Source organism: Reyranella massiliensis 521, assembly GCF_000312425.1.
In the GTDB taxonomy this organism is placed as follows: domain Bacteria; phylum Pseudomonadota; class Alphaproteobacteria; order Reyranellales; family Reyranellaceae; genus Reyranella; species Reyranella massiliensis.
Window position 1 is genome coordinate 1,958,638 of the sequence record NZ_HE997181.1, and the last position, 22,474, is coordinate 1,981,111.

Sequence of the window (22,474 nt, forward strand, 5' to 3'; positions counted from 1 at the left end):
GCCCCGACACTAGGCCATCAAGCGCTTGAAAGCACTTCTCCCATGGAAGCGGGGCCGTTGCTTAGGGAGTACCCCTTGGATGAGTCAAAACCATCCCTGTAAGACCACCGTTGACGAAGAACGGACACTCTCGGAGTAGCTGCCCCAATGCTCCACCAGAAAGGCAAAGATCGGCGCTACTCTGAGAGCAGCCATTCGCGGGCCCCATCCCACGAGAGCGAATGGTCAGGCTCCGCATAGACACCCACTATGCGGAGCCGCCCATGCTCAGCGCATTGACATTGTTCCAGGGAAATTGTGGCGAATTGCAGGTGAAGTCGAGAGCGGGGGGCTCGTCACCCTTCATCGCGGATGCTGCCGCAGTAGTTTCATTAAGTCTGTCGGCAATTCTCCACGCGCCAGTTTGACCTGAATGCCCAGCAACGCCGTAATACTCGAAAAGCTCGTGATTTCACCGGACAACACCATCGAAACGGCTTGGCCAAACGGCATCCGGCGCTGCTGCAGTCGTTCTTCCGGTTCAGGATGGGGGAGACCGGCCTGCAAACCCCAGGCAACAAAGCACTGCGTACGCCCATCGATGGTGCCGGGGGCTAGGCTGGCGTCGAACAACTGAAGCCAGTGGTCGGCACGATATCCCGTCTCCTCGCTCAGCTCCATTTGAGCCGCTTCCACCGGTGCTTGATCCAGCTTGCAGCCCCCGCCGGGGGCTTCCCAAGTGAATCGGTCGACGACGTAGCGATACTGGCCGACCAGAGTTGTGCAGCCTTCGTCATCGATCGGGACGACGCTGACGCCGAATGTCCTCATCCTGATGCTGTTGTAGACGCGCGGAAGACGAGCCCCGTGGGCGACGGTGTCGCTCCGAACCGAGAAATAGGAGCAAGCAAAGCGCTCTTCTTCCCGGTGCACAGTCCAGGGATTGGCTCGATCGTCGGTGAGGCCATCCAAAGATTCAGCCCTCTGGTGCTGCATTCCGGCTGACTCCTTCACCAAGGCTCTGCCTTACACACCGATCCTGCAACGCGAGCCGTCTTATGCCCGGGCTGACTTGCTTGTGCGCCATGCCACTCCCTGGACCGCACGGCGCGCATCCTTGCCACCGATTGCCTGGGCCGCGACTTTCGCGGAATGAACGGCGACGAGCCCCATGCAGCCCGCCTTTGTAAACAGTCCGACAGGCTTTCCGAGTGGCGTCGAGAAATAGGTTTTGAGCTGCCGCATCCTGCGGGAATAGGCCTGACCGTCCGTGCTCAACCAACCCACGATTTCCTTCTCGTCGAGATGGCAGGAAGCATCCTCGTGGAAGCGCTTCGAGAAAAGTACCTCTTCTGAGCATTGGAACCGGCCGAGTAGCGCCAGCTCTGCCAGCATCGCGCGATCTCCGCCGGAAAAGTTCGGTATGAGCCCCGTCCTCTGCAAGGCTGAGCGACGCATGACACCGAACATGTGCGTGCCCCAGCAGGCGCCCGACAGAACCTGCCAGAAACGCAAGATGGCGGTTGGGCTGTCGGCGACCATGGGGCTGTCGGCTGTCTGCAGGATGCCCGTTCTCGGATCGACATAGCTTCCCGTCGCCGGATTGATGGGGAAGGGCTTGCCGCGATCGTCCACGAACGCGGTTTTGGAGTGAGCCAGAATGACGTCCGGATTTTCATCCAGTATGCGAACGCAGCTCTCCAGATAGCGGGGATGGTACAGATCGTCGTGGGCTATCCATTTGAACAGGGGCGCTCGGGAGAGTTGGAAGACCTTGTTGAAATTGGGGATCGCGCCGAGATTCTTCTCATTACGATGGTACCGAACGCGCGAGTCGCGCTCCATGAAGGACCGGCACGTTTCCGCCGTCTGGTCGGTCGAGGCATTATCGCAGACGATGATCTCGAAGTCCTGAAAGGTCTGCGTCAGGAAGCAATCGAGTATTTCCGCCAGATACCGCTCGCCATTGTAGACCGGCAAGCCGATCGAAAGCCGTGGAGAATGCTGGGTGGAGAGGGTCATGTACTGGAGTCCGCACTGTAGGCGGCGAGCCATTCAGCCAGAGAAGTTGGCGACTACGCCGCGGTTCCCGTTTCGAGGCCGAAACGATGAACGAGGTCGTGGGTGATACCAACGGGACATCGGAGGCAGCGACTGTCGTGAGGAGAGTGTTCGCGACAACTTATTGCCGTCATTGCAGCCGTTCTGCGGGTCTGCGGTGGTAACCCTGCAGAGCTAGGAAGCGCCACCCTTTTTGCCTTCGCTACAGGGCCCCATTTCCTTGATACCTGACAGTCGCAGTTGTCGAAGATTGCGAGGAAATCAGTGACATCAGGGCGGTTCTGCAGAAGCGCTCGTCCTCGCAATCACTCACCTCGAATGAGAGGCACGGTACATGAGTAGTGCGAGCAGGATCATCCACGAAGACGCCAAGGTGATGCGAGCGACCATTCCCGGCGTGTTCGACCGGCTGGCCAACAGCAACATCCTCGTCACCGGCGCCTCTGGCTTCCTGGGCAGCTACATCGTGGACATTCTCTCGGTGCTCAATCACGCCTCGCCGAGCCTGAACGCCAACATCGTCGCTTCCGACAACTTCATCGCCACGAACGTCGACCGCCTTGTCCATCTGAAAACCGATCCCTTCGTCGAGCTCCGGACGGCGAATGTGGTCGACGAAACGGATTGGGGCCGGAAGTTCGACTGGATCATCCATTGCGCAAGTATGGCGTCGCCCATCTACTATCGGCCGCGGCCGCTCGAAACGATCGACGCGAACGTCAACGGCACGTGGCGCATGCTGGACCTTGCAGAAGCGCACGGCGCACAGGGCATGCTCTTCTTCTCGTCGAGCGAGATCTACGGCGATCCTGATCCTCGGTTCATTCCCACACCGGAACACTATCGGGGATATGTGTCCTGCACGGGACCGCGTGCCTGCTACGACGAATCGAAGCGTCTCGGGGAGACGCTCTGCATCAGCTTCTGGGCACAGCGGAAGGTTCCCTCCAAGATCGTGCGCCCGTTCAACGTCTATGGCCCGGGGCAGCGGCTGAATGACGGACGCATGGTTCCCGACATGATGTCCGCCGCGCTCGACGGTGGTCCGATCGTCCTGCTGAGCGACGGAAGTCCGACGCGTTCGTTTTGCTACGTTCGCGACTTTATTGCCGGAAGCCTTGGCGTGCTCGTTCTCGGCAAGCCGGCGGAGCCCTACAATGTCGGCAATGCCGAGGAACGCTCGATGCTCGACGTGGCCCGCATGATGGCCGAGATCGCCGGCCATCCAGGCCGACCACTCGACGTGCAGTTTCGCAAGAGCGACGATGCCCAGTACCTCGTCGACAATCCCAGCCGCCGCTGTCCGGACCTGACGAAAGTCAGGGCCGATGTCGGCTATGAACCAAGCGTGGATCTGCGTACCGGCCTTGCCCGGACTTTCGAATTTTACCATGAGCGCCGGCACGAAACGGTGGCGGCTTGAGATCGCGTGGAAGCAATCCATGAAGATCACCATTGTCGGCACAGGATATGTTGGCCTCGTGACTGGCGTCGGTCTGGCTGCGATCGGTCATACCGTAACGTGTGTAGACTACGACGAGCGAAAGATTGCCGCCATTGCCACCGGCAAGGCGCCATTCTACGAGCCGGGACTCGACGAGCTGCTGGTCGAGCAACGTACCTCGGGACGCCTGCAGGCGTCGACCTGTCTCGAAGACAGCCTGCGCAATGCCGATGTGTCGATCATTGCCGTCGGCACACCTTCCAATGAGATAGGCATAGATCTCAGCTATATTCGCCAGGCGGCGCGGGCGATCGGCAAGCAGCTGCCGGCGATCGCTGGCTACCACGTCGTCGTGGTGAAGAGCACGGTCGTACCGACAACGACGGATACGGTCGTTCGGGCAGAGCTCGAGGCTGCGTCCGGCATGGTTGGCGGCCGCGATTTCGGCCTGGCCATGAATCCCGAGTTTCTGAGCGAAGGGCGTGCCGTCGAGGACTTCACCAAGCCCGATCGCATCGTCATCGGCGCCAATACCGCGCGGGCGAGCGCGGTGCTGGCGGAAATGTATGCGGCCTTCGAGTGCCCGGTTCTGGAGACAACGCCGCGCAATGCCGAGATGGTCAAGTATGCCGCGAATGCGCTGCAGGCGACCCTGATTTCCTTCTCCAACGAGATTGCCGGCATCTGCGAGTCCGTTGCCGGCCTGGACGAGGCAACCGTGATGCGCGGCGTTCATCTGGACAAGTGTTGGGGCGCGCCGGGCAATGATGGCAAATCCCGCTTCGCCGGCGCCGTGAGCTATCTCAGAGCCGGCATAGGTTTTGGCGGGAGTTGCTTCCCGAAAGATCTTCGAGCACTTCGCGCCTTTGCGCATGGAGAAGGTGCTGACGTACCGATCCTGAACTCGGTGCTCCAGGTCAACGAAGAACGAGCCGGCCGTGTGGTGGAGCTGTTGGCCAGCCAGGTCGGCACGCTGCGCGACAAGCGCATTGCCGTACTGGGACTGGCCTTCAAGCCGGAGACCGACGACGTCCGCGAATCGCCTGGCGTGCGAATTTCGAAACTCCTGCTGCAGCGAGGAGCAGACGTCGTGCTGCACGATCCGATGGTCCAGGTCGACACGGTGCGGGATCAACTGGGGGCGAACATCACTCAGGCCCACGACGTCGCTACGGCGGCAAGCGGCGCCGATGCAATCGTGATCGCCACGGGCTGGGATGCCTATCGCCAGCTCGACTGGGACGACATCACCTCGCGTATGCGCTCTCCCATTGTCTTCGACGGGCGCCAGGTCGTGTCCTCCGATCGCCGTCACGAGGGAACGATGCTGCTGGCGCCGGGGCGGCGCCCCGAAAGGGTCGGCGCGTGATGGGCGCGATCCGCGGTCCGCAAGAGAGGGGCGGTGCGAACCGTTGGCCTCGACGGAGGCGCCTGTGATCTTCACCGAGACCAAGCTCCAAGGTGCCTTTATCGTCGACGTCGAACGCCGGCGAGACGATCGCGGTTTCTTCGGGCGTGCTTTCTGCCGGCACGAGTTCCAGGACCTAGGACTGGAAGCCGATGTCGCCCAGACGAACGTGGGCGTGAGCGTCAAGCGCGGAACGGTCCGGGGCATGCACTTCCAGTATCCGCCGGCCGTCGAAGCGAAGCTCGTGCGATGCATGCACGGGGCGATTCTCGACGTGATCGTGGATTTGCGGCCCGAAAGCTCGACCTTCCTGGAGCACGTGGCCGTCGAACTCAGCGGCGAGAACCAGCGTGCACTCTACATTCCGGGCCGCTTCGCGCACGGCTATCAGACATTGCAGGACGAGACCGCCATTCTCTACCAGGCGAGTACCTTCTATGCGCCGGGCGCGGAAGGTGGCCTGCGATACGATGACCCGCGGCTGAACATTGCATGGCCGCTGTCCGTCGCCGCTGTTTCCGACAAGGACAGCAATTTCGATCTCCTGGAGACACTCGAAGGCAAGCTCGCTGCACGAATGTCTCCGGCTCGGCCGGAAGCCGTTGGCATTCTGTCATAGCGCTGGAGTTTCGGTACTGGCGCAATTCGGAAGGAGTGAGTCATGTGGATCGTCGATTCTGCGCTCAAGGAGCGGGCAGATACGAACAAGCCCATTCGCGTCGGCATCATCGGTGCGGGGTTCATGTGCCAGGGCCTGACCAATCAGATCACGCACAGCACGCCGGGAATGCGTGTAGCGGCGATATCGAACCGTCGGGTCGGAAGGGCTGTCGACGTCTTTCACTACTCTGGCCTTAATGATGTCGTCGTAGCCGATTCGCAATTGCGATTCGATGCTGCAGTCGAGCGCTCGACGCCCGTGGCAACCGAGGATGCGATGCTCATCGCGCGTAGCGACTTCATCGATGTCCTGGTCGACGTCACCGGCTCGGTGGAGTTCGGTGCCCGCGTCGCGCTCGAAGCCTTTAAGTACGGTAAGGACGTCGTGCTGATGAACGCCGAGCTCGACGCGACGATCGGGCCAATCCTGCAAACCTATGCCGACGCGCACGGCGTCATCTTCACGGCCTGCGAGGGCGACGAGCCGGGCATCCAGATGAACCTTTACCGCTGGGTCAAGGGGCTGGGCATGACGCCCCGGCTGCTTGGCAACGTGAAGGGCCTTCAGGATCGCTATCGCAATCCGACGACACAGAAGGGCTTCGCCGAGAAGTGGGGGCAGAATCCCACGATGGTGACGAGCTTCGCGGATGGATCGAAGGTGAGCTTCGAGCAGGCCGTCGTCGCCAATGCCACGGGATTCAAGGTGTTGACGCGCGGCATGTCGCGCGGCCTCGACTATCACGGCGATGTGCTGAAGATCGGCGAAATCTACGATCTCGAAGAGCTGCGCAGGCTCGGCGGGGCGATCGACTATGTGGTCGGGACGCCGCTGACCAAGGTCTACTGTCTGGCCGAACATCCCGATCCCAAGCAGGCCCACTATCTCAACCTGTACAAGATGGGCCCAGGGCCGCTCTATTCGTTCTTCGTGCCGTATCACCTCTGCAATCTGGAGGTGCCGACCGCCATCGCGCGGACGTGCCTGTTCCGTGACCCGGTATCGAGGTCGCTGGGCGGCCCGGTGGTGGAGGTGTGCGCCGTGGCCAAGCGCGATCTCAAGGCGGGTGAAGTACTGGACGACTACGGCATGTACATGACGTACGGCGAGGCAGCCAATGTCGAGGAGATGTCCGGTGGCCGATATCTACCCCAGGGTCTCGTCGAAGGTTGCAAGCTGCTGCGGGACATCGCCAAGGATGCCGTCATCACCTACGACGACGTCGTCCTGCCGGCCGGGCGCCTGGCGGACCGGCTGAGAGCCGAGCAATACCGGAAGTTCCGAGGAGAGACCTGGCTCCAGGATCTGCTGGACAAGGCCGACGTGCGAGGCGCGATGGCGCCGGCGCAACGGGAAAAGGTTCTCGTCTAGGCAGTGAAAAGTTCATCTCCGAAAGAGTATTGGTCATGACGATCGGGGCAGGGGACTGGGTAGAGGTGCGGAGCAAGGAAGAGATTCTTGCGACGCTGGACGAACATGGGCGCCTTGAAGGTCTGCCCTTCATGCCGCAGATGACCCAGTATTGCGGTCAGCGCTTCCAGGTATTCAAGAGGGCAGGAAAGACCTGCAGCGAGATAGACGGGCCGTCGGGTGTTACTTACGTCAGCCGACGGCTGCATGACGCGGTTCATCTCGAACACCGCTGCGATGGTCGGGCATACGGCGGGTGTCAGGCTGGCTGCCTCATCTTCTGGAAAGAGGCGTGGCTCAAGCACGCCAATGGCGATGGACCGGGGTATCCAGCATCCGGATCGTCTGTCGATCGAGCGTCCATCGCCGGGGCCATGAGCGGCTGCACCGAAGACCAGGTTCGTGCGGCAGCCATCTATCGAACGCCGGAAGGCGACGTACGGTACTCGTGCCAAGCCACTCAGTTGATGGAAGCCAGCACCCCCCTCAGCCTGTGGGACGCCCGGCAGTACGTCGAGGCTTATCGTTCCGGAAACAATTCTCTAGGTACTGTTCTGAAGGCCATCGTGTACGTGCTCTACTACTACGGCACGATGGCGCGTTCCCCGCGCTGGGGCGTGGCGTCTCGCTGGTTCTACGACCGCTTCCAGGCGGTCTGGGGAGGCATCCCATTCCCCAGAAAAGCCGGCAAGATCGCAATGGGCCCGACTCCCAGGCTCGATCTGGATCTGCAGCCGGGAGAAGTAGTGCGGGTCAAATCGTACGAGCAGATACTGGAGACGCTGAGCACGTCGGCGTCCAACCGCGGTCTTAGTTTTGATGCCGAGCTCGTTCCCTATTGCGGCAAGGTATTCAGGGTACGTACCCGGATAGAGCGCTTCATCGACGAAAAGACCGGCAAGATGCTGCATATGAAGACGCCGGCTGTCATACTCGACGGCGTGCACTGTCAGTCGCTCTACAGCGGACGACGGATACTCTGTCCTCGCGCCGTATTCTTGTGGTGGCGTGAAATATGGCTGGAGAGAATTCCCGAAGCGGAGGTTGCCCAGGCTGTTTCTGGTTCCGAGAGCCTGTGCCATTCCAGGGCTTCGAGGAAGATCAGTGCGGCCGTCCATTGAGCGGCTGGCCGAGACCGCAAGATTAGGGAAAGCTCAGCCGTCTATTTGAGAGACGGAGGTATCGGACGTCACTGCACCGTGAGCTTTCTTGCGTGAAAGGCTTCGGCGAAGCCTCCGGGGGCACGGCATTCCATGCCGCGCAGGCGCGCCAGGCCCATGAAGATATCATCGTCGAACCAGTCCTTGGCGCGCTGGGAGCCGAAATGATCGTGGAGCAGCTTCGTCTTACGCTCCATCAGCGCTCTGGTGGTCGGCAGGTAGACGTTTGGTTGACCCGTATCGCCATCCCATTTGGGAATCTCGTATTCGAGAATCGTGTGATCGCGAAATGTATTCCACGTCAGCTGGGATACTTCGCGGTGGTCCTGATGAGCATCTTGACGCCAGTGGGACAGGATCAGATCGGGCGAAGTTCGCTTTTTCAGCGCTTCGAACCAGACCTTGATCTCGGCGCCCTGATGAGGAAAGAACCCATCCTTGAAGGTCGCCAGGTCGATGACAGCACTGACGGCATTGCCGAGAAATGCCTGAGCGGACGCGCGCGCTTCGTCGGCGCGGGGGCCGACGGCGCCAAGTACCGCCCAGTGCACGTTCAGGCAGACGCCGCGCTCGATCCAGCCCAGGATTGTGGCGCCGGCGCCGATCTCGATGTCGTCGGAGTGGGCGCCGATACAAAGCACTGAAAGACGATCACCCGATCCCGCAAGGCCCAGAGGCTTCATCCGGCCTTCCTTGCCGGATCACTCGGGGCCACTCTGACGGCTCCGTCGAAGCGCCAGGGCATCGTGCCTTTGTCGACGAGATCCTCAAGGACCTGCTTGTCCTTCAACGTATCCATCGGACGCCAAAAGCCTTCGTGCCTGAATGCCATGAGCTGGTCGGCGTCGATCAGGCGCTGGAAGGGCGCTTCGACCAGTTCATCGCCTGGCTTCATGTAGTCGAAGATTTCGTTGCGGAAGATAAAGAAGCCGCCATTGATCCAGAGATTGGCCTCCTGGCTGGCGCGGATGCGGTTTACCTTTCCGCTCGGCCGCATGTCGACGAGGTGCATGCTGAATGACGGCCGAACCGCCAGGAAACAGGCGACCTTACGGCTGGCGCGGAAGGCTTCGATCATCTCATCCAGGTTCACGTCGCTCAGGCCGTCGCTGTAGTTGGCCAGGAACATCTCCTCCCCGGCGACGTGCTCGCGGACGGACCACAGCCGTTGGCCGATGTTGCGCCAGATGCCGGTATCGATCATGGCGATCCGCCAGTCCTGCTGCGGATCGCCAAGGATCTCCACATTGTCGCCGAAGCCCGAGACGACGCAGTCTGCGTAGGTCTGCGGCCTGTAGTTCAGGAAGAACTCTTTGACGACGTTTGCCTTGTAGCCGAGGCACAGGACGAAGTCCTTATGGCCGAACTGACTGTAGTAGTGCATCAGGTGCCACAGGATCGGCTTGTCCCCGATCGGGATCATCGGCTTGGGAATACTCTCGGACACGTCTCGTATACGCGTACCGAGACCGCCGCAGAACAGAACTGTTTTCATGGCAGCAGCCTTTGGATCGTATGCTCTGTGCGTCGGCACTGCGTCTGAGGTCACAATGCTTTTGCCTTGTGGTCACACGTGCGCCCATCGCTACTGGATGGAACCTGTGCGCGCAGCCGCAACGAGTCAACGAAGCGCCAAGGGTAGTCCCGTTGGTGCGTTTCTGCCGAAGCGACAGCAGTGCCCGGGATCGCGCTGCTTCCTAAGGGTTAGCCCGTTTGAGGAAATCACGCCGTCCAAAGGGTCACCCGTTCCGCGGGCCGATCAGGTATGGATTCCACCATGAGTATTCTCGAACTCAATAGCGACAAGCCGCTTGCCGGGACCGACCTCTCCAAGGGGAGAACCGGCCTCGCCCAAGGGGGGGCCGGTCTCGCCACCAACAAGGCACTACGAAACCCCGAGCGGCTGGGGCCGGAGAGTCTTAAACAGCAGATTCCGCCTCTGGAGCTCGAGCGCACCGATCTGCGAGCGTATTATGAGATGGTGGCGGCTCGCGCCTTGTCGTCCATCAAGAGGGAATGGCGTCTTATCGCCTCCATCGTTGTGGTGACGATGACGCTTGCGTGCCTCGTCATCCCGCTGATCCCGCGCCAGTACTCGGCGACCGCGCTCGTCTACCCGAATCTGTTCTCCGTCGAACAGGCAAAGCTCACCCCTAAAGGGAGCATCGATGCGTCGTCGCTCGTCACCAGCGAAGCGCGGCTGATCGTCTCCGATGCGATCCTGCAGGCGGTCGTGGCACGTCTCAAGCTGGACGAAAGACCCGGGGTCATGGGGGCGGGATCATGGGGATCTGGAATTACGAGCTGGATCCGAACCCTGATCCTGCCTGAAACCCGTAATCATTCGCCTTTTGATCGCCAGGTAGCGTTGCTGCGTAGCCGTGTAGATGTGGCGAAAGACACGCGCTCGTATCTCATTTCCATTTCCTTCACCGCGCATTCCGCAGACGAAGCTGCAGCGGTGGTCAACGCCATTGCGCTCGAATACATCCGCGACAAGAAGATCCTTCGCAGCCAGAGCGCCGTCGCGGCAGCGGAGGCCGAACTGCAGCGTCAGCTGTCAGTCAACGGCGAAAGGCATCCCAAGGTGCTGCAGAGCGTTGACGGGCTTGAATCTGCGCGCGCCGAACTGAATGCCATCCTGACAACCGACGATGCCGCTCAGGAAGCCCTCGCAGCCGATGAGGGAGTCAAGCTGGCGATACCAAACAGGACGCCGACCAGCCCGAAGGGATTCGTGATCCTGGGCCTTTCGTTCATCGTGAGCTTGCTGATCGGCGTCTGTCTGGCGGTCTGGCGCGACCGACTTGGTTTCGAGCCGCGGCAGTTCCTTCTCGATCTCTTGTCGACCGGACGGCGTTATGGCCACCAGATTGCGGGCGGCCGTAATGTGGGAAGCGGAGCGACATCCGTTCAGATTTCAAACTCTCGAACTGGATGGACCGCGGACAAGTGGCGGCGCCTTCGTACGGGCTTTTCCTCGCTGGTTCAGAGTGCATTCGCTCCGGTCCGTCATGGTGGCGGCCTGATCGGGCAGCGGGGGCGCCGACAGGATGAGCAATTGCGTCGCCGTTCGACCGGAAGGTCGAAACGCATCATCTAACGGCAGGACGATTGGGGCAGTCCATGGAAGGGAAGCAGTTCTTCGAAAGAGCCTCATGGACGCTCGTCGATCAATGCGTGGTGAGCGGCGGCAACTTCCTGCTCAATGTTTTGCTCGCGCGCGTCCTCAGCGAGCAGGACTACGGCGAGTTTGCCCTTTTCCTGGGTGGTATCTTCCTCCTGCGAGCGATTGACTATTCGCTGATCTCCTATCCGCTATCTGTCCGGCTGTGTGTCGCGAAGGAAGAAGAACGCGGCACCTTGCTGGGAAACACGGTGTTGCTCACCGTGGCGCTGAGCCTGGTTCTGGTCGTGGCCATGGCGATCGGGACGACAATACTGGACGAAGAGAGTATCCTGTTGCCGGCCTGTCTCTGCTATCTCTGCTGGCAGGCTCAGGAGACGTCGCGCCGATTCCTGCTCGCCGAGTTTCGCTACCGAGCGGCGGTAGCGGGAGACGGCATCGCCTATGTCGGGCAGGTTCTCGTAATTGCCTTCGTGCTGTGGGCGGGCTCCGTTACTCTGGCAACCGCTCTCTATTCGATGTCGGCAACCTTCGTCTTCGGGGCGCTTGTACATGCGTCGAAGCTGAAGTTTGCCCGACCGGACTTTACCCAGATTCGTCAGTTGGCTGCCGAGTACATCTCGGTAGGAAAATGGTCGCTTGTGAACTACGAGCTGGTGCTTATCCGCGCACAGATCTTTCCTTGGCTGCTCGCGGTCTTTGCCGGGCTTACCGCAACCGCATCGCTTCAGGCCGGATTGAATCTCGCCAACACCATGAACCCGATCATCTTTGGTATCGGGAATGCTATTCCTCAAGTTGCCGCTCATGCATACCACACGGGCGGTGTCTTGGCGGCATCGCGTGCAGCCTATCGCTACGTGCTCTTCGGATTGGGGCCGATTCTGCTCATCTGCGCCGCCGGACTGGTGGTGCCTCACATTCTCCTGAGAGCCGTCTACGGGGATTCATCACCGTATGTCGGCATTGTGATCGGGCTGCAGCTTCTCGTGGTCGCAGGCGTCTTCGACTACATCGCCGAAATGATCAGCAAGACCTTGCTCGGCGTTCAGTCCGGCAAGCTGGCCTTTCTGGTCAACGTCGTCGCTGTCGGTGTGGCGCTGGCGCTCGCCCTTGTACTCATCGGACCGATGGGAGTCTTCGGTGCGTGCCTGGCTTTGCTCATCGCCAACCTGGTGCGTGCCGTAGGGGCGGTGACGGCGATCACGTGGTTGATCACCCGTGAGAAAGCCAAGAACCAGGCCCATGGTACTTCGGCCGGCGGCATGGCGCCGACCAACCCCGCCGTTGGCGCCCCTGCGAAGCAGTGAGTAGCCGGCCATGAAGCCCAGCACCACTGTGTGACGATGTCGGACGCGGTCAGACACGTTTCCGGACGCACGCTTCTCTGGGGCGATCGCTATCTGACGTTCCTGGCAATCGTATTGCTGGGCTATGCCTTGCTGGGAAAAGGCTTCGCCTATATCGGCATTCCACCGCTCTACATCGGCGAGATCGCGTTCCTCACCGGGATCGTCGTCCTCGTCAGATCCGGCGCGCTCGTCGCCTCTGTCACGACACTTCCAAGCCTTTTGCTGATCGCGACAATGATGTGGGTCGTGGTGCGTACCGTCCCGTACATAGCCGTCTACGGGATCGATGCGCTGCGGGATAGCGTCATTCTCCTGTACGGCGCCTTTGCCTTCATCGTCATTGGATTGCTGCTGGAAGACGCTCGCAGGATCGATACCGTTCTTCGCTATTACGCCGCGTCGCTCGTGACCTTTCCCATAATACCCTTGGCGTTCTGGCTGACCAAATATTGGGGGGACTATATCCCCAGGCTATACGGTCCGAACATACCGATCGTGGAGATCGGAGCGAGTGCGCTCGGCACGCATCTGGCCGGTGCTGCGGTCTTCGTCTTGATCGGTTATCGGAAGGTGTCGTGGTTCTGGGTCCTGATCTGGTTCGGGGCGTTGGCGATGATCGGCGCGTCCAATCGGGGCGCAACGCTTGCCGCCGCCGTGGCAATCATGCTTGCGATGCTTGTGCTGGGACGGCTTCGCATGATGCTGACAGCCGCCGTCGCGGGCGTAGGGCTTTTCGTTGTTTTGCTCACGGCTGAGGCTACGTTTCTCGACTACGAGGAAGTCAAGGATTCCATCGACCGCCCCGTCAGCGCGCATCAGATATTGGAGAACATCAGGAGCGTAATCGGTCAGTCCGGATCGCAGACGGAAGGAACGAAGAAGTGGCGTCTCGATTGGTGGGATATCATCATTGGCGATACGATCCATGGGCCGCATTTCTGGACCGGCCGCGGGTTTGGCTTGAATCTTGCCGATGCCGATGGGTTTGCCGGCACTGGCGATGCCAACACGTCTCGCCCCCCGACGCGAAGCCCGCACAACGCACACATGACTCTCCTGGCGCGGGCCGGCGTTCCCGGCGTGGTGTTGTGGTCGCTCGTGCTCCTGTCCTGGAGTGGCTTGATGCTGCGCGCGATGCTGATCGCATATCTCCGCGGACATACGCAGTGGAGAAACCTTTTCCTATGGATCTTCTGTTACGTGACCGCGATCGTCATCAACGCGACGTTTGACGTTACGCTCGAGGGGCCGATGCAGGGTATCTGGTTCTGGTGCCTGTTCGGCTTCGGCGTTGGATCGGTGATGGTTTATCGCGCACAGGTTGCCGATGAAGCCGTAGGCCGGCTGCGATGATGAGCTGGATTTCAAAGTGGGCGCTACGCAGGAGCCTGCTTGGCTCACTAGTGCTTACTGGCTTCCTGATCACGGGGGGAGCGGCAAGGGCAGGCGTCGATGACGCGCGCTGCCCCTCCAATGCGATCGCCGTCGAGCCCGGCACGCTGATCCAGATGGCTGCGGATCGCGCCGGTATCGGCGCTTTGTTGTGCCTCAAGAATGGCATTCACAGGGCTCAGGCGGTTCGACCGCTGGCAAAGCAGAAATTTTACGGGGAAGGCCAGAGCGTCCTGAACGGGAGCCGAGTGCTCACCGGATTCAGGCGCGAGGAGAGCTTCTGGGTAATGAACATCGCGCTCCAGCGCAGCCGGAAGCACGGCGAATGCCTGCCGAGCGCTCCGATCTGCAATCAGCCGGAGGCCGTGTTCATCGATGACCGACCGTTGATCCGATTGCCGGGCAAGAACGGTTTGGCGAGCGGCAAGTTCTTCATCGATTACGCTGCTGGCAAGATCTATCTGGGCGACGATCCGACCAATCGAACGGTCGAACTGACGGTCGCCGCATTTGCGTTCGAGAGCACGGCGGCCGACGTGCTGATTAGCAATATCACCGTGGAGAAGTTCGCAAGTGCTGCGCAAAAGGGGGCGATCCACTCCCGCGAAGGCAGCGGGTGGACCATCGAAAAATGTGAGGCCCGCTTGAACAGCGGAGCCGGAATCAGCGTGGGAACGGGTAGTCATGTCCGGAACTGCGATATTCATCACAATGGCCAGATCGGCATCGAAGGCAACGGCAATGATATCCGGATAGAGAATAACCGTATCTGGTCGAACAACATCCACGGCTTCGATGCCACCTGGGAGGCGGGCGGCGTGAAGATCGCGCTGAGCGACGGGGTCACGTTCCGCGGCAATCACGTCTACGACAATGACGGCCCCGGCTTGTGGTGCGACATCGACTGTCGCAATGTCTTGTATGAAGAGAACCTCGTCGAGAACAACCAGGATGTCGGCATCTTCCACGAGATTTCATTCAAGGCAGTGATTCGCAACAACGTGCTGCGGCGCAATGGCCTCGGCAACAGGGGATGGTTCTGGGGTACCGACATTCTCCTTTCCGCATCCGAGGATGTCGTGGTGTCGGACAATACACTGACCACCGCACCTGGAAGATGCGGGATCATGCTGATCGACCAGGGACGTCGGAACAGCAGTGGCAAGTTCTACAAAACGCGCAACAATACCGTCCGTGCCAATGAGATGACCTTCGAAGGCGCGGCTTGTGCGGGGGGGACTTCCGATACCAAGCCAGGCAGCGAGAATTTCGGGATCATCACGAGCGGCAACAACCTGTTTGACGGCAATACCTACCGCGTCGGACGGCAGAGTGGAGCAAGCCGCTTCGTGTGGGGACATGACGTCACCGGCTGGGACGGCTTCCGACGAAAGGGTCAGGAGCGGAACGGCCGCCTGATCCCTCTTTGACAGTCGGTGTGAGCCGGATTGTGCCGGGAGCAATCAACAAAGAGGTACCGCACCGGCGCTTGTTGATCCCGACCGCTGCGTCGCACAAAGTCGACGCATCGTTCAACCCGCGGGCACTGCCTCTTTTGACAGACATAGCAAGAGACGTCCCTTCCAAGAGGAGGCAGCGAGCTTTGTCGATTCAAAGAACTACGATGCGTTATTTGAGGAATGTTCCAAGCACCGGCGATCTCGGTGGTTCCGGGTGGTCACGAACGGACCTGCGGCCGGCCCATCTGAGAGACTTCACGTGCTGAGAGAGGCCAAATATGGCGCCGCCGACCGAGGGCGGCCCTGGCTGCTCTGCCTGTGGGTCATGCTGGGCGCGCTGCTGAGTGTGGCGCTGTGGGCCTATACGCCCTCGCTGCCGGCGGAGATGCTGAAGACACGGTATGCCAACGAAGATTCGAAGTTCATCGATATAGGGGGCGCACAGACCCATGTACGCGACCAGGGAAATCCCGACGGCATTCCGCTGGTGCTGATCCATGGCTCGGGTGGCTCGTTGCATGTATGGGAGGGGTGGACCTACGAGCTCCGATCGAAGAGGCGGCTGATCTCGGTCGACTTGCCCGGCCATGGGCTCACCGGAGCCTGGCCGCGTGGCGCGTACACCGTGGAAGCCTATGCCGACTTCATCGAAGTGTTGCTCGATACGCTGAAGATCGAACGCGTAGCACTGGCTGGACATTCGCTGGGAGGCGCCGTCGCATGGACTTTCGCGGCGAGATGGCCGGACCGGGTAACCCAGATCATCCTGGTGGATGCGGCAGGCGAGAACCGTGAAGCGGCATTGCCGACGAGATTCGCACGCCTGCCGGTCGTGGGTGACATCGGAATCCACTTCAAGCCCGAAATATGGGTGCGGCGGAAACTCGGCCAAGCTTACGCCGATCCGGCGATGGTGACCGACGAACGCGTGAAACGCACGGCCGAGCTGCAGCGTTTTCCCGGCAACCGCGAAGCCACCCTGCAACGTGCACGCACGCAGGAGCCGCTCGATCCAGCACCACTGAAGAAGCTTGTCGTGCCCACTCTGATCCTGTGGGGCGCAAAGGACCGTTGGGTCCCTGTATCTGATGCCTTTCGGTTCGAGAGCGACATCAAGGGTTCGAAGGTCCAGATCTTTGATCAGCTCGGCCACGACCCTATGGAGGAGGACCCCAGGGCCACGGCTGCGTCCGTAGACGCTTTCCTGACGGCAACGACAACCCGGTCCGTCTCGCAGCCGCTGTCCGCGATTCAGCCGAACACCGATCACCTCGCGGGCACGCACCAATAGCCGCCTGACGTCGGAGGTGCGACGAGCTTGGAGGCCTGGCTCTCCGTGGGCGGCGTAACTACCCTTGGGCGGATGGTCGAGCCTTTCCCCCGGCGCGCCACCGCAGAACGTCCCACAGCCAGTAGAGAACGAACGTCAGATTGTACTGCAGATAGCGCGGCCCCAGTCGGAGCGGCTCTTTGCTCAGTCGATATGCCCAAGTCAAGCCTGTCCGTTGCATCCATGCCGGCGCAAACGACCGGCGACCGCTCAGCAGCGAAAACGCATCGCCCACGGCAAGGAATACCCCGCGCCGATATCGCCACTGGTTGTCCATGATCCATTGCTCCATTCGCACGCCGGGCAATGCGACCCATACGAAATCCGGGTCGGCGCGATTGATGGTATCGGCGAACGACACCTCGTCGGCTTCGATGAACGGCCGAAAGGGGGGGCTCAGCATGCCGACAATTTCGATGTCCGGCTGCAACTGAAGCAGGACGTGTCGCAGCTCGGAGAGACACGCCTCGGAATCGCCGAAGAAGAAGTGGCGCCACGGCCGTGGTGTGCTTCGCAGCGCGTGCCGCATGAAATAGGGGCCGTACACACGGTCCTTCAGACCAGCTCCGCGAAAGTTGAGCGCCCAGACGACCGGCATGCCGTCCGGTAACACCAGATCGAAGCGGTCGAGAATTTGGGCGAACTCAGGATTGTGACGGGCTTCGCCGAGTATATGAGTGTTGGAAGGACAGACCGCCGTTGGCCGCTGCTCCAGCGCGAGTGCCTTTATCCGCTCCAGCGCCGAATCATAGGTGGCGCAGGCGACTTGCGTTCCCAGAAGCTCGATGGATTCCAGCGAACCATCGCCCGGCTGCGGAGGGTGCCGCGTCTCAAGCGATCCAGTGCCGTTAGATGGTTCGGACGCCTGGCGGGAGCTTTGTTCTTTGCTGTCGGAAGACTTGTCGGTCGTTGTGGGAGCGTCGCTGCGATGATCCTGCCAGTGTAGGTCTTCTGCACGCGTGTCCATGGTCACATTCCACTCTGTCCGGAAACGTGACCTCCGTGCCGCTGGCGGCGAGAAGCGGAGGCCTGTCACCTACATAGCGGATGCCTTCGGTGTGCCCGTGTTCGCATAAGGCGAAGCGATTGTTCTTAGGGAGTAGTCTCCAAGGAGTTGGGTCATTTCGGTCGCGGCTCGGTGATTTTCCTGCCTGCTTCGACGAGGTCGCCGCGACGCAACCGTTTCACGGCGTTGATGAGAGTACGAGCGGCATTGCGCGTCTCTTCCTGGAAGGCATGGTCGGTGTCCAGGGCCTGGTGACTGGTCGCGTAGCTCTCGTAATAGCCGACGTATCGGTCGATTTCGGCATGGTGTCCGGCACCAATCAGGCCCATGTCGTTCAGCCAGTCTGAAATCGAGCGACGAAGAGTCTCTGCACCTGCGGCGTCTCCATGAACGACGACCGAGAAGGCGCGCCCTGCAAGATGACGCGGGAAGGCCCAGCCTTTCAACTCGATCGCCTTGGCCTTGTCGGGATCTTTCCCGCTTGTCGAGGTTGGATCGGGGTTGCCGCCATCGGCGCAAACCAGCCTGTCCATCATGGCCTTCAGCACGGTAGGCGCCTGATACCAGTGCACCGGCGTCACGATCATGATGCCGTGCGCTGCCACCCACATCGGGTAGATATCGTTCATCCAGTCGTTGATCTGCGCATAGGCATGATTGGGGTAGCAGGAGCAGGGCCAGTGGCAGAGCGGCATGGCGGTCGAAACGCAGGCCTTGCAGGGATGAATGTGCAGGCTGCGTTCAGATACGATTCGGCTGAGGTCCAGTAGTTCGACGTCGAAGCCGGGCTGCCGCCTGAAGATCCGCTCCACGAGCTTGACCAGCCGCCAGGTCTTCGAGATTTCGCCAGGGCAGGTCTGGTCGCTCCGCGGCGAACCGTTGATGAGCAGGATGCGTGACAAGGATCGACGCGACTTCTGCTGACGTTCCGCCTTGGCAATGGCAGCTCGCGCCGCAAGCCATTCGACGGAAATTTTATAGTTGGGGTCGGCAAAGCCTCTGCCGGCGCGACGCGTCCGGGGCGCCTTTCGGTCATCCTTGTAGGCTTCCCAGGCGATCGGGAGAGTAGCTTCGACCGATGCGTCGACCGGGCTGAAGGCAGGATCGTAGAAGCGCTGCCGCAGACGGTGTTCGAACTCATCCTTGCCGAGTTCGGTCTTCGGCATGCCTTTGCGGGCCTTTACTCTTGCCATGTTCTCCTCCCTGGAATCAGCGTCAACGCCAGGACCATGGCGAAGCTGCAAGAGCGGTCGATTGCACGGGTGTTTCCAAGGCGGACACCATGTGCAACACGTGGCCAGTACAGGCTGTGTGATGCTTCAGGAGATCGCGAGGTCTGGAGAGGGGGTGTCGCCGCCTCTGCCGGATTGTCGCAATTGGCGGAAGCTTGGGGAGATATTCTGGTGTTTTGGTCGATTGCGATGATTCTGGGATACTTCTTCATCGGTGCCGCCAAGGTCGCCGAAGCATTGAATGCCGCGCCAGATGAGAAGTCTCGGCATGGCGGGAGCCGGAACCTGTTTCAGGTGGTCCATCTGCTGGTTCTGTGGCCGCGCCATGTTCCGATGCCCTGGGCTGCGTTGTCCGCACACGTATTGATCGTGGCCGCCATTCTGTGGGGGCTGGGATATTTCGTCGGCGATTTGTTTGTTCGCGCCGGCATCGTGGTAGCACTGCTCGTCGTCGCGTTGAGCTGGTACCTTGTCCGCACCGGGAAGCAGGCACAATGAGGGAACGGCGTGGCGGCGGTAGGGGCCGGCAGTAGGGTGGTCCCTGAGGCTAATCACTTCACAATGGCCGGAAATCACTGGGCGCACCGCGCGTCACATGCTCAGAATCTGTTCGTTCCATTGCGGAACGCAGGTCTTGGCTTCGAGGGAGCACAGTATGGCTGACGAAACCCGTTTGCGGCGCTTCGCCGTGCTCATAGACGCGGACAACACGTCGCCCAGGATCGTCGCTGGGCTTTTCGAAGAGATCGCCAAGTTCGGCGAGGCGAGCGTGCGACGCATCTACGGGGACTTCTCCAGCCCGCGCCTGAAGTCATGGGCCGATATCCTGCAGAAATACGCAATCGACCCCTACCAGCAGTTTGCCTATACGTCCGGCAAGAATGCCTCCGACATCGCTCTCGTGATCGATGCCATGGATCTCCTGCACAGCGGCCGGTTCGACGGTTTCTGTCTGGTATCGTCCGACAGCGATTTCACCCGCCTGGCCTCGCGGCTTCGCGAGGAAGGGGCTGACGTCTATGGCTTCGGCGCGCAGAAGACACCGGAGAGCTTCCGGCAAGCCTGCCGCCGCTTTGTCTACACCGAAAACCTGCTGCCCGAAGTGGCGGTAGCCGCCCCCGAGCAGGAAGATGGGCCTCGTCAGGCCCTGCAGCCGCCCAGTGCCGCGGTTCCGATTCTCAGCCGGGCGATCGAACAGATGGAAAGCGAGGATGGTTGGGTCCGGCTGGGGGCCGTCGGGCAGCGCCTTGCCAACATCGCATCGGATTTCGATCCGCGCACCTATGGCTACCGCAAGCTGAGCGACCTTGTCCGCAAGACCGGCGCTTTCGAGGTCGAGCAAACGGAAGGGCGGACGGTGCGGATTCGGGCCATGCCGGGGCAGAAGGCGGGCTCCACACGGTCGCGGGCGCGCTCGCGCAGGACTGGCTCCTGATCCCTCGATGCCCGGCAGCGATATCGAGACGTTGAAGCGACGCGCCTTCGATCGCCAGGCCGAGGCGCGGGCGGCGGTGCGCGCCTATGGTCGAGCCTCCTGGATTCGTTTCGCCGCAACGTTCATTCCCGTGCCGCTGGTCGTCGTGCTGTTCAGGCTCTATCTCGTCGATTGGCACTACTACATCCTGGGCGGTGCCTTCATCGTGATCGCGATGCTTATGTATGCCCTGGACACCAGAGCCGCGGACCGGCGGGACAGGGCGCTCGCGGCCGCCAAGGAGGCTCGCGCCGCCTATCGAAGGGCTCGGAAGGCGGCAAGGGGCGGGGCATGAGTAAAGCCGTTATCGTCGGCGCAGGGATAGCCGGCCTCGCGGCAGCCGCTGCCACGGTGCCATTCTTCGAGGCGGTCACGATCTTCGACAAGGATGCGCTGCCGGCCCGGCCGCTGCCGCGCAAAGGCGTGGCGCAGGATCTGCAGGTCCATATCCTCCTCAAGGGGGGCGAACTGGCCCTTGAGGCGCTGATGCCCGGCACGCGCGCTGCCTTGCTGGCGGCCGGTGCGGTCGAGGTGCGACAGACCGAGGACGTTTTGATCTGGGAGCGCGACGAGTGGCACGCGCGTCGCGATCTTGGCCACAGCCAGCTGATGATGAGCCGGCCTGCTTACGAGCATGTGCTGCGTCGGCAAGTCCTGACGCTGGGCAACGTCACGATCCAGGATCGCACGCCGATTCAAGCTCTGCCTTCGGAGGGCAGAGGTCTAACCGTGATCGCGACGGGACGTGGCGATCAATTGCTTGCCGGCGTCGATGTCCCGACGACCACCCTCGGCATCGAAGTCACCTACACTTCGGCGCGCTTTGCCAAGCCGGAGCGCTATCGCGGCGAGGGCCGGTTCATCGCCTGTATCCCCAAGCCGCCGGACGATCGGTATGGGCTCGTCTGTCCGGTCGAGAACGACGAATGGCTGATCACGCTCTGCAGCCGGTTCGACAACAAGGTCCCGACGGATCTCGAAGGCTTCCGTGCCTATGCCGCGGCGCTGCCCATTCCCGACATTGCCGAGCGGCTGGGCGAGGCCGTGCCTCTCGGGCCGTTGCGCAGCTATCGCATCGCCAACGCGACCTGGCGGCACTTCGAGCGTGCGAGCGGCTTGCCGCCGCACGTCCTCCCCATCGGCGACTGCATATCCAGTTTCAACCCGACCTTCGGGCAGGGCATGTCGGTCGCCGCGGGCCATGCCCTGGCGTTACGCGAGGCGCTGGCTGCCATGGGGGCGGACAACCTCGACGGTGTGGCGGCGGCCTACCTGCCGCGCGCAGCGGCCGTGAGCGAGCAGGCCTGGGCTATGGCGGCAATGGCCGACCTGGAGTACCCGCTGACCGCGGGCGACAGGCCGGCCGGTTTCGACAAGATGGTGCTGGGCTCGGAGGCAATGCGTCGGGCGGCCGAGGAGCATCCTGAGGTGCATCGCTTGCGCTTCGAGATCGGCAACCTGGTGAAGCCGAACAGCGCCGCCCGCAGCGGCCCGGCGGCACGGCTGGTTGCCAAGGAGATGATGCGCCGGCGTTAGGTGCGATTCCTCATCGTGCAGCGGCATTTGTCGACCTGATGCAGCTCGACCATGTTGCCGCAAGGATCGTTCATGAAGAGCTGTAGCGAGTCCGGGCTCGTCAGTCCTTCGATCGCCCAATACTTGACGCCCAGGCGTTCGAGTTCGCGCCGGCTTTCCTGGATGTCGGCGACGGCCAGCGCGATGTGCGGCAGGGTTGGGTCCATGCCCGGCCCCTTGGCAACGGGGGAAGGCTGTTGGCCGCCGAACAGGTGGATCTGGCCAACCTCGCCGACATTGATCCAAAGGCCCGGGATGCCGGGAATGGTCGGCCGGCCCCTGTCGCGCTCGAGACCGAGGACCTCGGCATAGAAGTTGGCCACCGTGTCGACCATCTCGCCCTTGTCGTCGAGGCGGTAGCCGGTGTGGTGGATCTCCAGAACCTTGATGGGCATGCGGCCCC

General features: G+C 61.4%; 21 protein-coding genes. 14 read left to right on the forward strand and 7 right to left on the reverse strand.

Annotation, left to right across the window (positions count from 1 at the left end; genetic code table 11):
* Nucleotides 1-342: 342 nt before the first annotated feature.
* Both BN60_RS09650 and BN60_RS09655 read right to left on the reverse strand, forming a co-directional pair.
* Nucleotides 343-975, reverse strand: coding sequence for an NUDIX domain-containing protein (locus tag BN60_RS09650; protein ID WP_020695833.1), 633 nt, complete (start codon nt 973-975; stop codon nt 343-345).
* Nucleotides 976-1,035: 60 nt separating this feature from the next.
* On the reverse strand, nt 1,036-2,001 hold the full coding sequence (locus BN60_RS09655; protein WP_020695834.1) for a glycosyltransferase family 2 protein: 966 nt from the start codon (nt 1,999-2,001) through the stop codon (nt 1,036-1,038).
* A gap of 373 nt (nt 2,002-2,374) precedes the next feature.
* On the opposite strand from BN60_RS09655, the gene BN60_RS09660 reads away from it, so the two are divergent.
* The 5 genes from BN60_RS09660 (at nt 2,375) to BN60_RS09680 (ending at nt 8,084) form a co-directional block, all read left to right on the forward strand.
* Entirely contained in the window at nt 2,375-3,463 is a 1,089-nt protein-coding gene (locus tag BN60_RS09660) for an NAD-dependent epimerase/dehydratase family protein (RefSeq protein ID WP_020695835.1), read from the forward strand.
* Between the two features lie 19 nt (nt 3,464-3,482).
* Entirely contained in the window at nt 3,483-4,853 is a 1,371-nt protein-coding gene (locus BN60_RS31295; RefSeq protein ID WP_020695836.1) for a UDP-glucose dehydrogenase family protein, read from the forward strand.
* 64 nt (nt 4,854-4,917) lie between these two features.
* Entirely contained in the window at nt 4,918-5,511 is a 594-nt protein-coding gene (rfbC, locus tag BN60_RS09670) for a dTDP-4-dehydrorhamnose 3,5-epimerase (protein WP_020695837.1), read from the forward strand.
* Between the two features lie 42 nt (nt 5,512-5,553).
* Nucleotides 5,554-6,924 carry an NAD(P)H-dependent oxidoreductase gene (locus BN60_RS09675; RefSeq protein ID WP_020695838.1) on the forward strand — a complete coding sequence of 457 codons (1,371 nt, stop codon included), beginning with the start codon at nt 5,554-5,556 and terminating at the stop codon, nt 6,922-6,924.
* A 35-nt stretch (nt 6,925-6,959) separates the two neighbouring features.
* Entirely contained in the window at nt 6,960-8,084 is a 1,125-nt protein-coding gene (locus tag BN60_RS09680) for a hypothetical protein (RefSeq protein WP_020695839.1), read from the forward strand.
* Nucleotides 8,085-8,152: 68 nt separating this feature from the next.
* On the opposite strand, the gene BN60_RS09685 is transcribed toward BN60_RS09680, so the two are convergent.
* Together BN60_RS09685 and BN60_RS09690 are read right to left on the reverse strand one after the other, a co-directional pair.
* Entirely contained in the window at nt 8,153-8,806 is a 654-nt protein-coding gene (locus BN60_RS09685; RefSeq protein ID WP_020695840.1) for a PIG-L deacetylase family protein, read from the reverse strand.
* Complete coding sequence (locus BN60_RS09690) at nt 8,803-9,618, reverse strand: sugar phosphate nucleotidyltransferase (RefSeq protein ID WP_043283785.1); 816 nt, start codon at nt 9,616-9,618, stop codon at nt 8,803-8,805. The genes BN60_RS09685 and BN60_RS09690 overlap by 4 nt, the downstream gene beginning before the upstream one ends.
* A gap of 282 nt (nt 9,619-9,900) precedes the next feature.
* Between BN60_RS09690 and BN60_RS09695 the strand changes: the two genes are divergently transcribed.
* From BN60_RS09695 to BN60_RS09715, 5 genes are all read left to right on the forward strand, one after another.
* Nucleotides 9,901-11,226, forward strand: a complete 1,326-nt coding sequence (locus BN60_RS09695) for a Wzz/FepE/Etk N-terminal domain-containing protein (protein ID WP_020695842.1) — start codon at nt 9,901-9,903, stop codon at nt 11,224-11,226.
* Between the two features lie 23 nt (nt 11,227-11,249).
* Complete coding sequence (locus BN60_RS09700) at nt 11,250-12,560, forward strand: lipopolysaccharide biosynthesis protein (protein WP_020695843.1); 1,311 nt, start codon at nt 11,250-11,252, stop codon at nt 12,558-12,560.
* 36 nt (nt 12,561-12,596) lie between these two features.
* Nucleotides 12,597-13,955, forward strand: coding sequence for an O-antigen ligase family protein (locus BN60_RS09705; RefSeq protein ID WP_020695844.1), 1,359 nt, complete (start codon nt 12,597-12,599; stop codon nt 13,953-13,955).
* A complete protein-coding gene (locus BN60_RS09710; RefSeq protein ID WP_043283789.1) occupies nt 13,952-15,424 on the forward strand; it encodes a right-handed parallel beta-helix repeat-containing protein in 1,473 nt (490 codons plus the stop codon). The genes BN60_RS09705 and BN60_RS09710 overlap by 4 nt, the downstream gene beginning before the upstream one ends.
* Before the next feature lie 355 nt (nt 15,425-15,779).
* Nucleotides 15,780-16,745 (forward strand): alpha/beta fold hydrolase, encoded by a 966-nt coding sequence (locus BN60_RS09715; RefSeq protein ID WP_148283369.1) that lies wholly within the window; start codon nt 15,780-15,782, stop codon nt 16,743-16,745.
* A 58-nt stretch (nt 16,746-16,803) separates the two neighbouring features.
* Here the strand turns inward: BN60_RS09715 and BN60_RS09720 are convergent, their stop codons facing one another.
* Together BN60_RS09720 and BN60_RS09725 are read right to left on the reverse strand one after the other, a co-directional pair.
* Entirely contained in the window at nt 16,804-17,751 is a 948-nt protein-coding gene (locus tag BN60_RS09720) for a WecB/TagA/CpsF family glycosyltransferase (protein ID WP_020695846.1), read from the reverse strand.
* 152 nt (nt 17,752-17,903) lie between these two features.
* Nucleotides 17,904-18,983 (reverse strand): flavodoxin family protein, encoded by a 1,080-nt coding sequence (locus tag BN60_RS09725; RefSeq protein WP_043283791.1) that lies wholly within the window; start codon nt 18,981-18,983, stop codon nt 17,904-17,906.
* A 210-nt stretch (nt 18,984-19,193) separates the two neighbouring features.
* Between BN60_RS09725 and BN60_RS09730 the strand changes: the two genes are divergently transcribed.
* The 4 genes from BN60_RS09730 (at nt 19,194) to BN60_RS09745 (ending at nt 22,032) form a co-directional block, all read left to right on the forward strand.
* A complete protein-coding gene (locus BN60_RS09730) occupies nt 19,194-19,520 on the forward strand; it encodes a hypothetical protein (protein WP_020695848.1) in 327 nt (108 codons plus the stop codon).
* A 157-nt stretch (nt 19,521-19,677) separates the two neighbouring features.
* Nucleotides 19,678-20,457 carry an NYN domain-containing protein gene (locus BN60_RS09735; RefSeq protein ID WP_020695849.1) on the forward strand — a complete coding sequence of 260 codons (780 nt, stop codon included), beginning with the start codon at nt 19,678-19,680 and terminating at the stop codon, nt 20,455-20,457.
* 7 nt (nt 20,458-20,464) lie between these two features.
* Complete coding sequence (locus BN60_RS09740) at nt 20,465-20,791, forward strand: hypothetical protein (protein WP_020695850.1); 327 nt, start codon at nt 20,465-20,467, stop codon at nt 20,789-20,791.
* Nucleotides 20,788-22,032 carry a hypothetical protein gene (locus BN60_RS09745; RefSeq protein ID WP_020695851.1) on the forward strand — a complete coding sequence of 415 codons (1,245 nt, stop codon included), beginning with the start codon at nt 20,788-20,790 and terminating at the stop codon, nt 22,030-22,032. The genes BN60_RS09740 and BN60_RS09745 overlap by 4 nt, the downstream gene beginning before the upstream one ends.
* On the opposite strand, the gene BN60_RS09750 is transcribed toward BN60_RS09745, so the two are convergent.
* A complete protein-coding gene (locus BN60_RS09750; protein ID WP_020695852.1) occupies nt 22,029-22,466 on the reverse strand; it encodes a VOC family protein in 438 nt (145 codons plus the stop codon). The genes BN60_RS09745 and BN60_RS09750 overlap by 4 nt on opposite strands.
* Nucleotides 22,467-22,474: the final 8 nt, after the last annotated feature.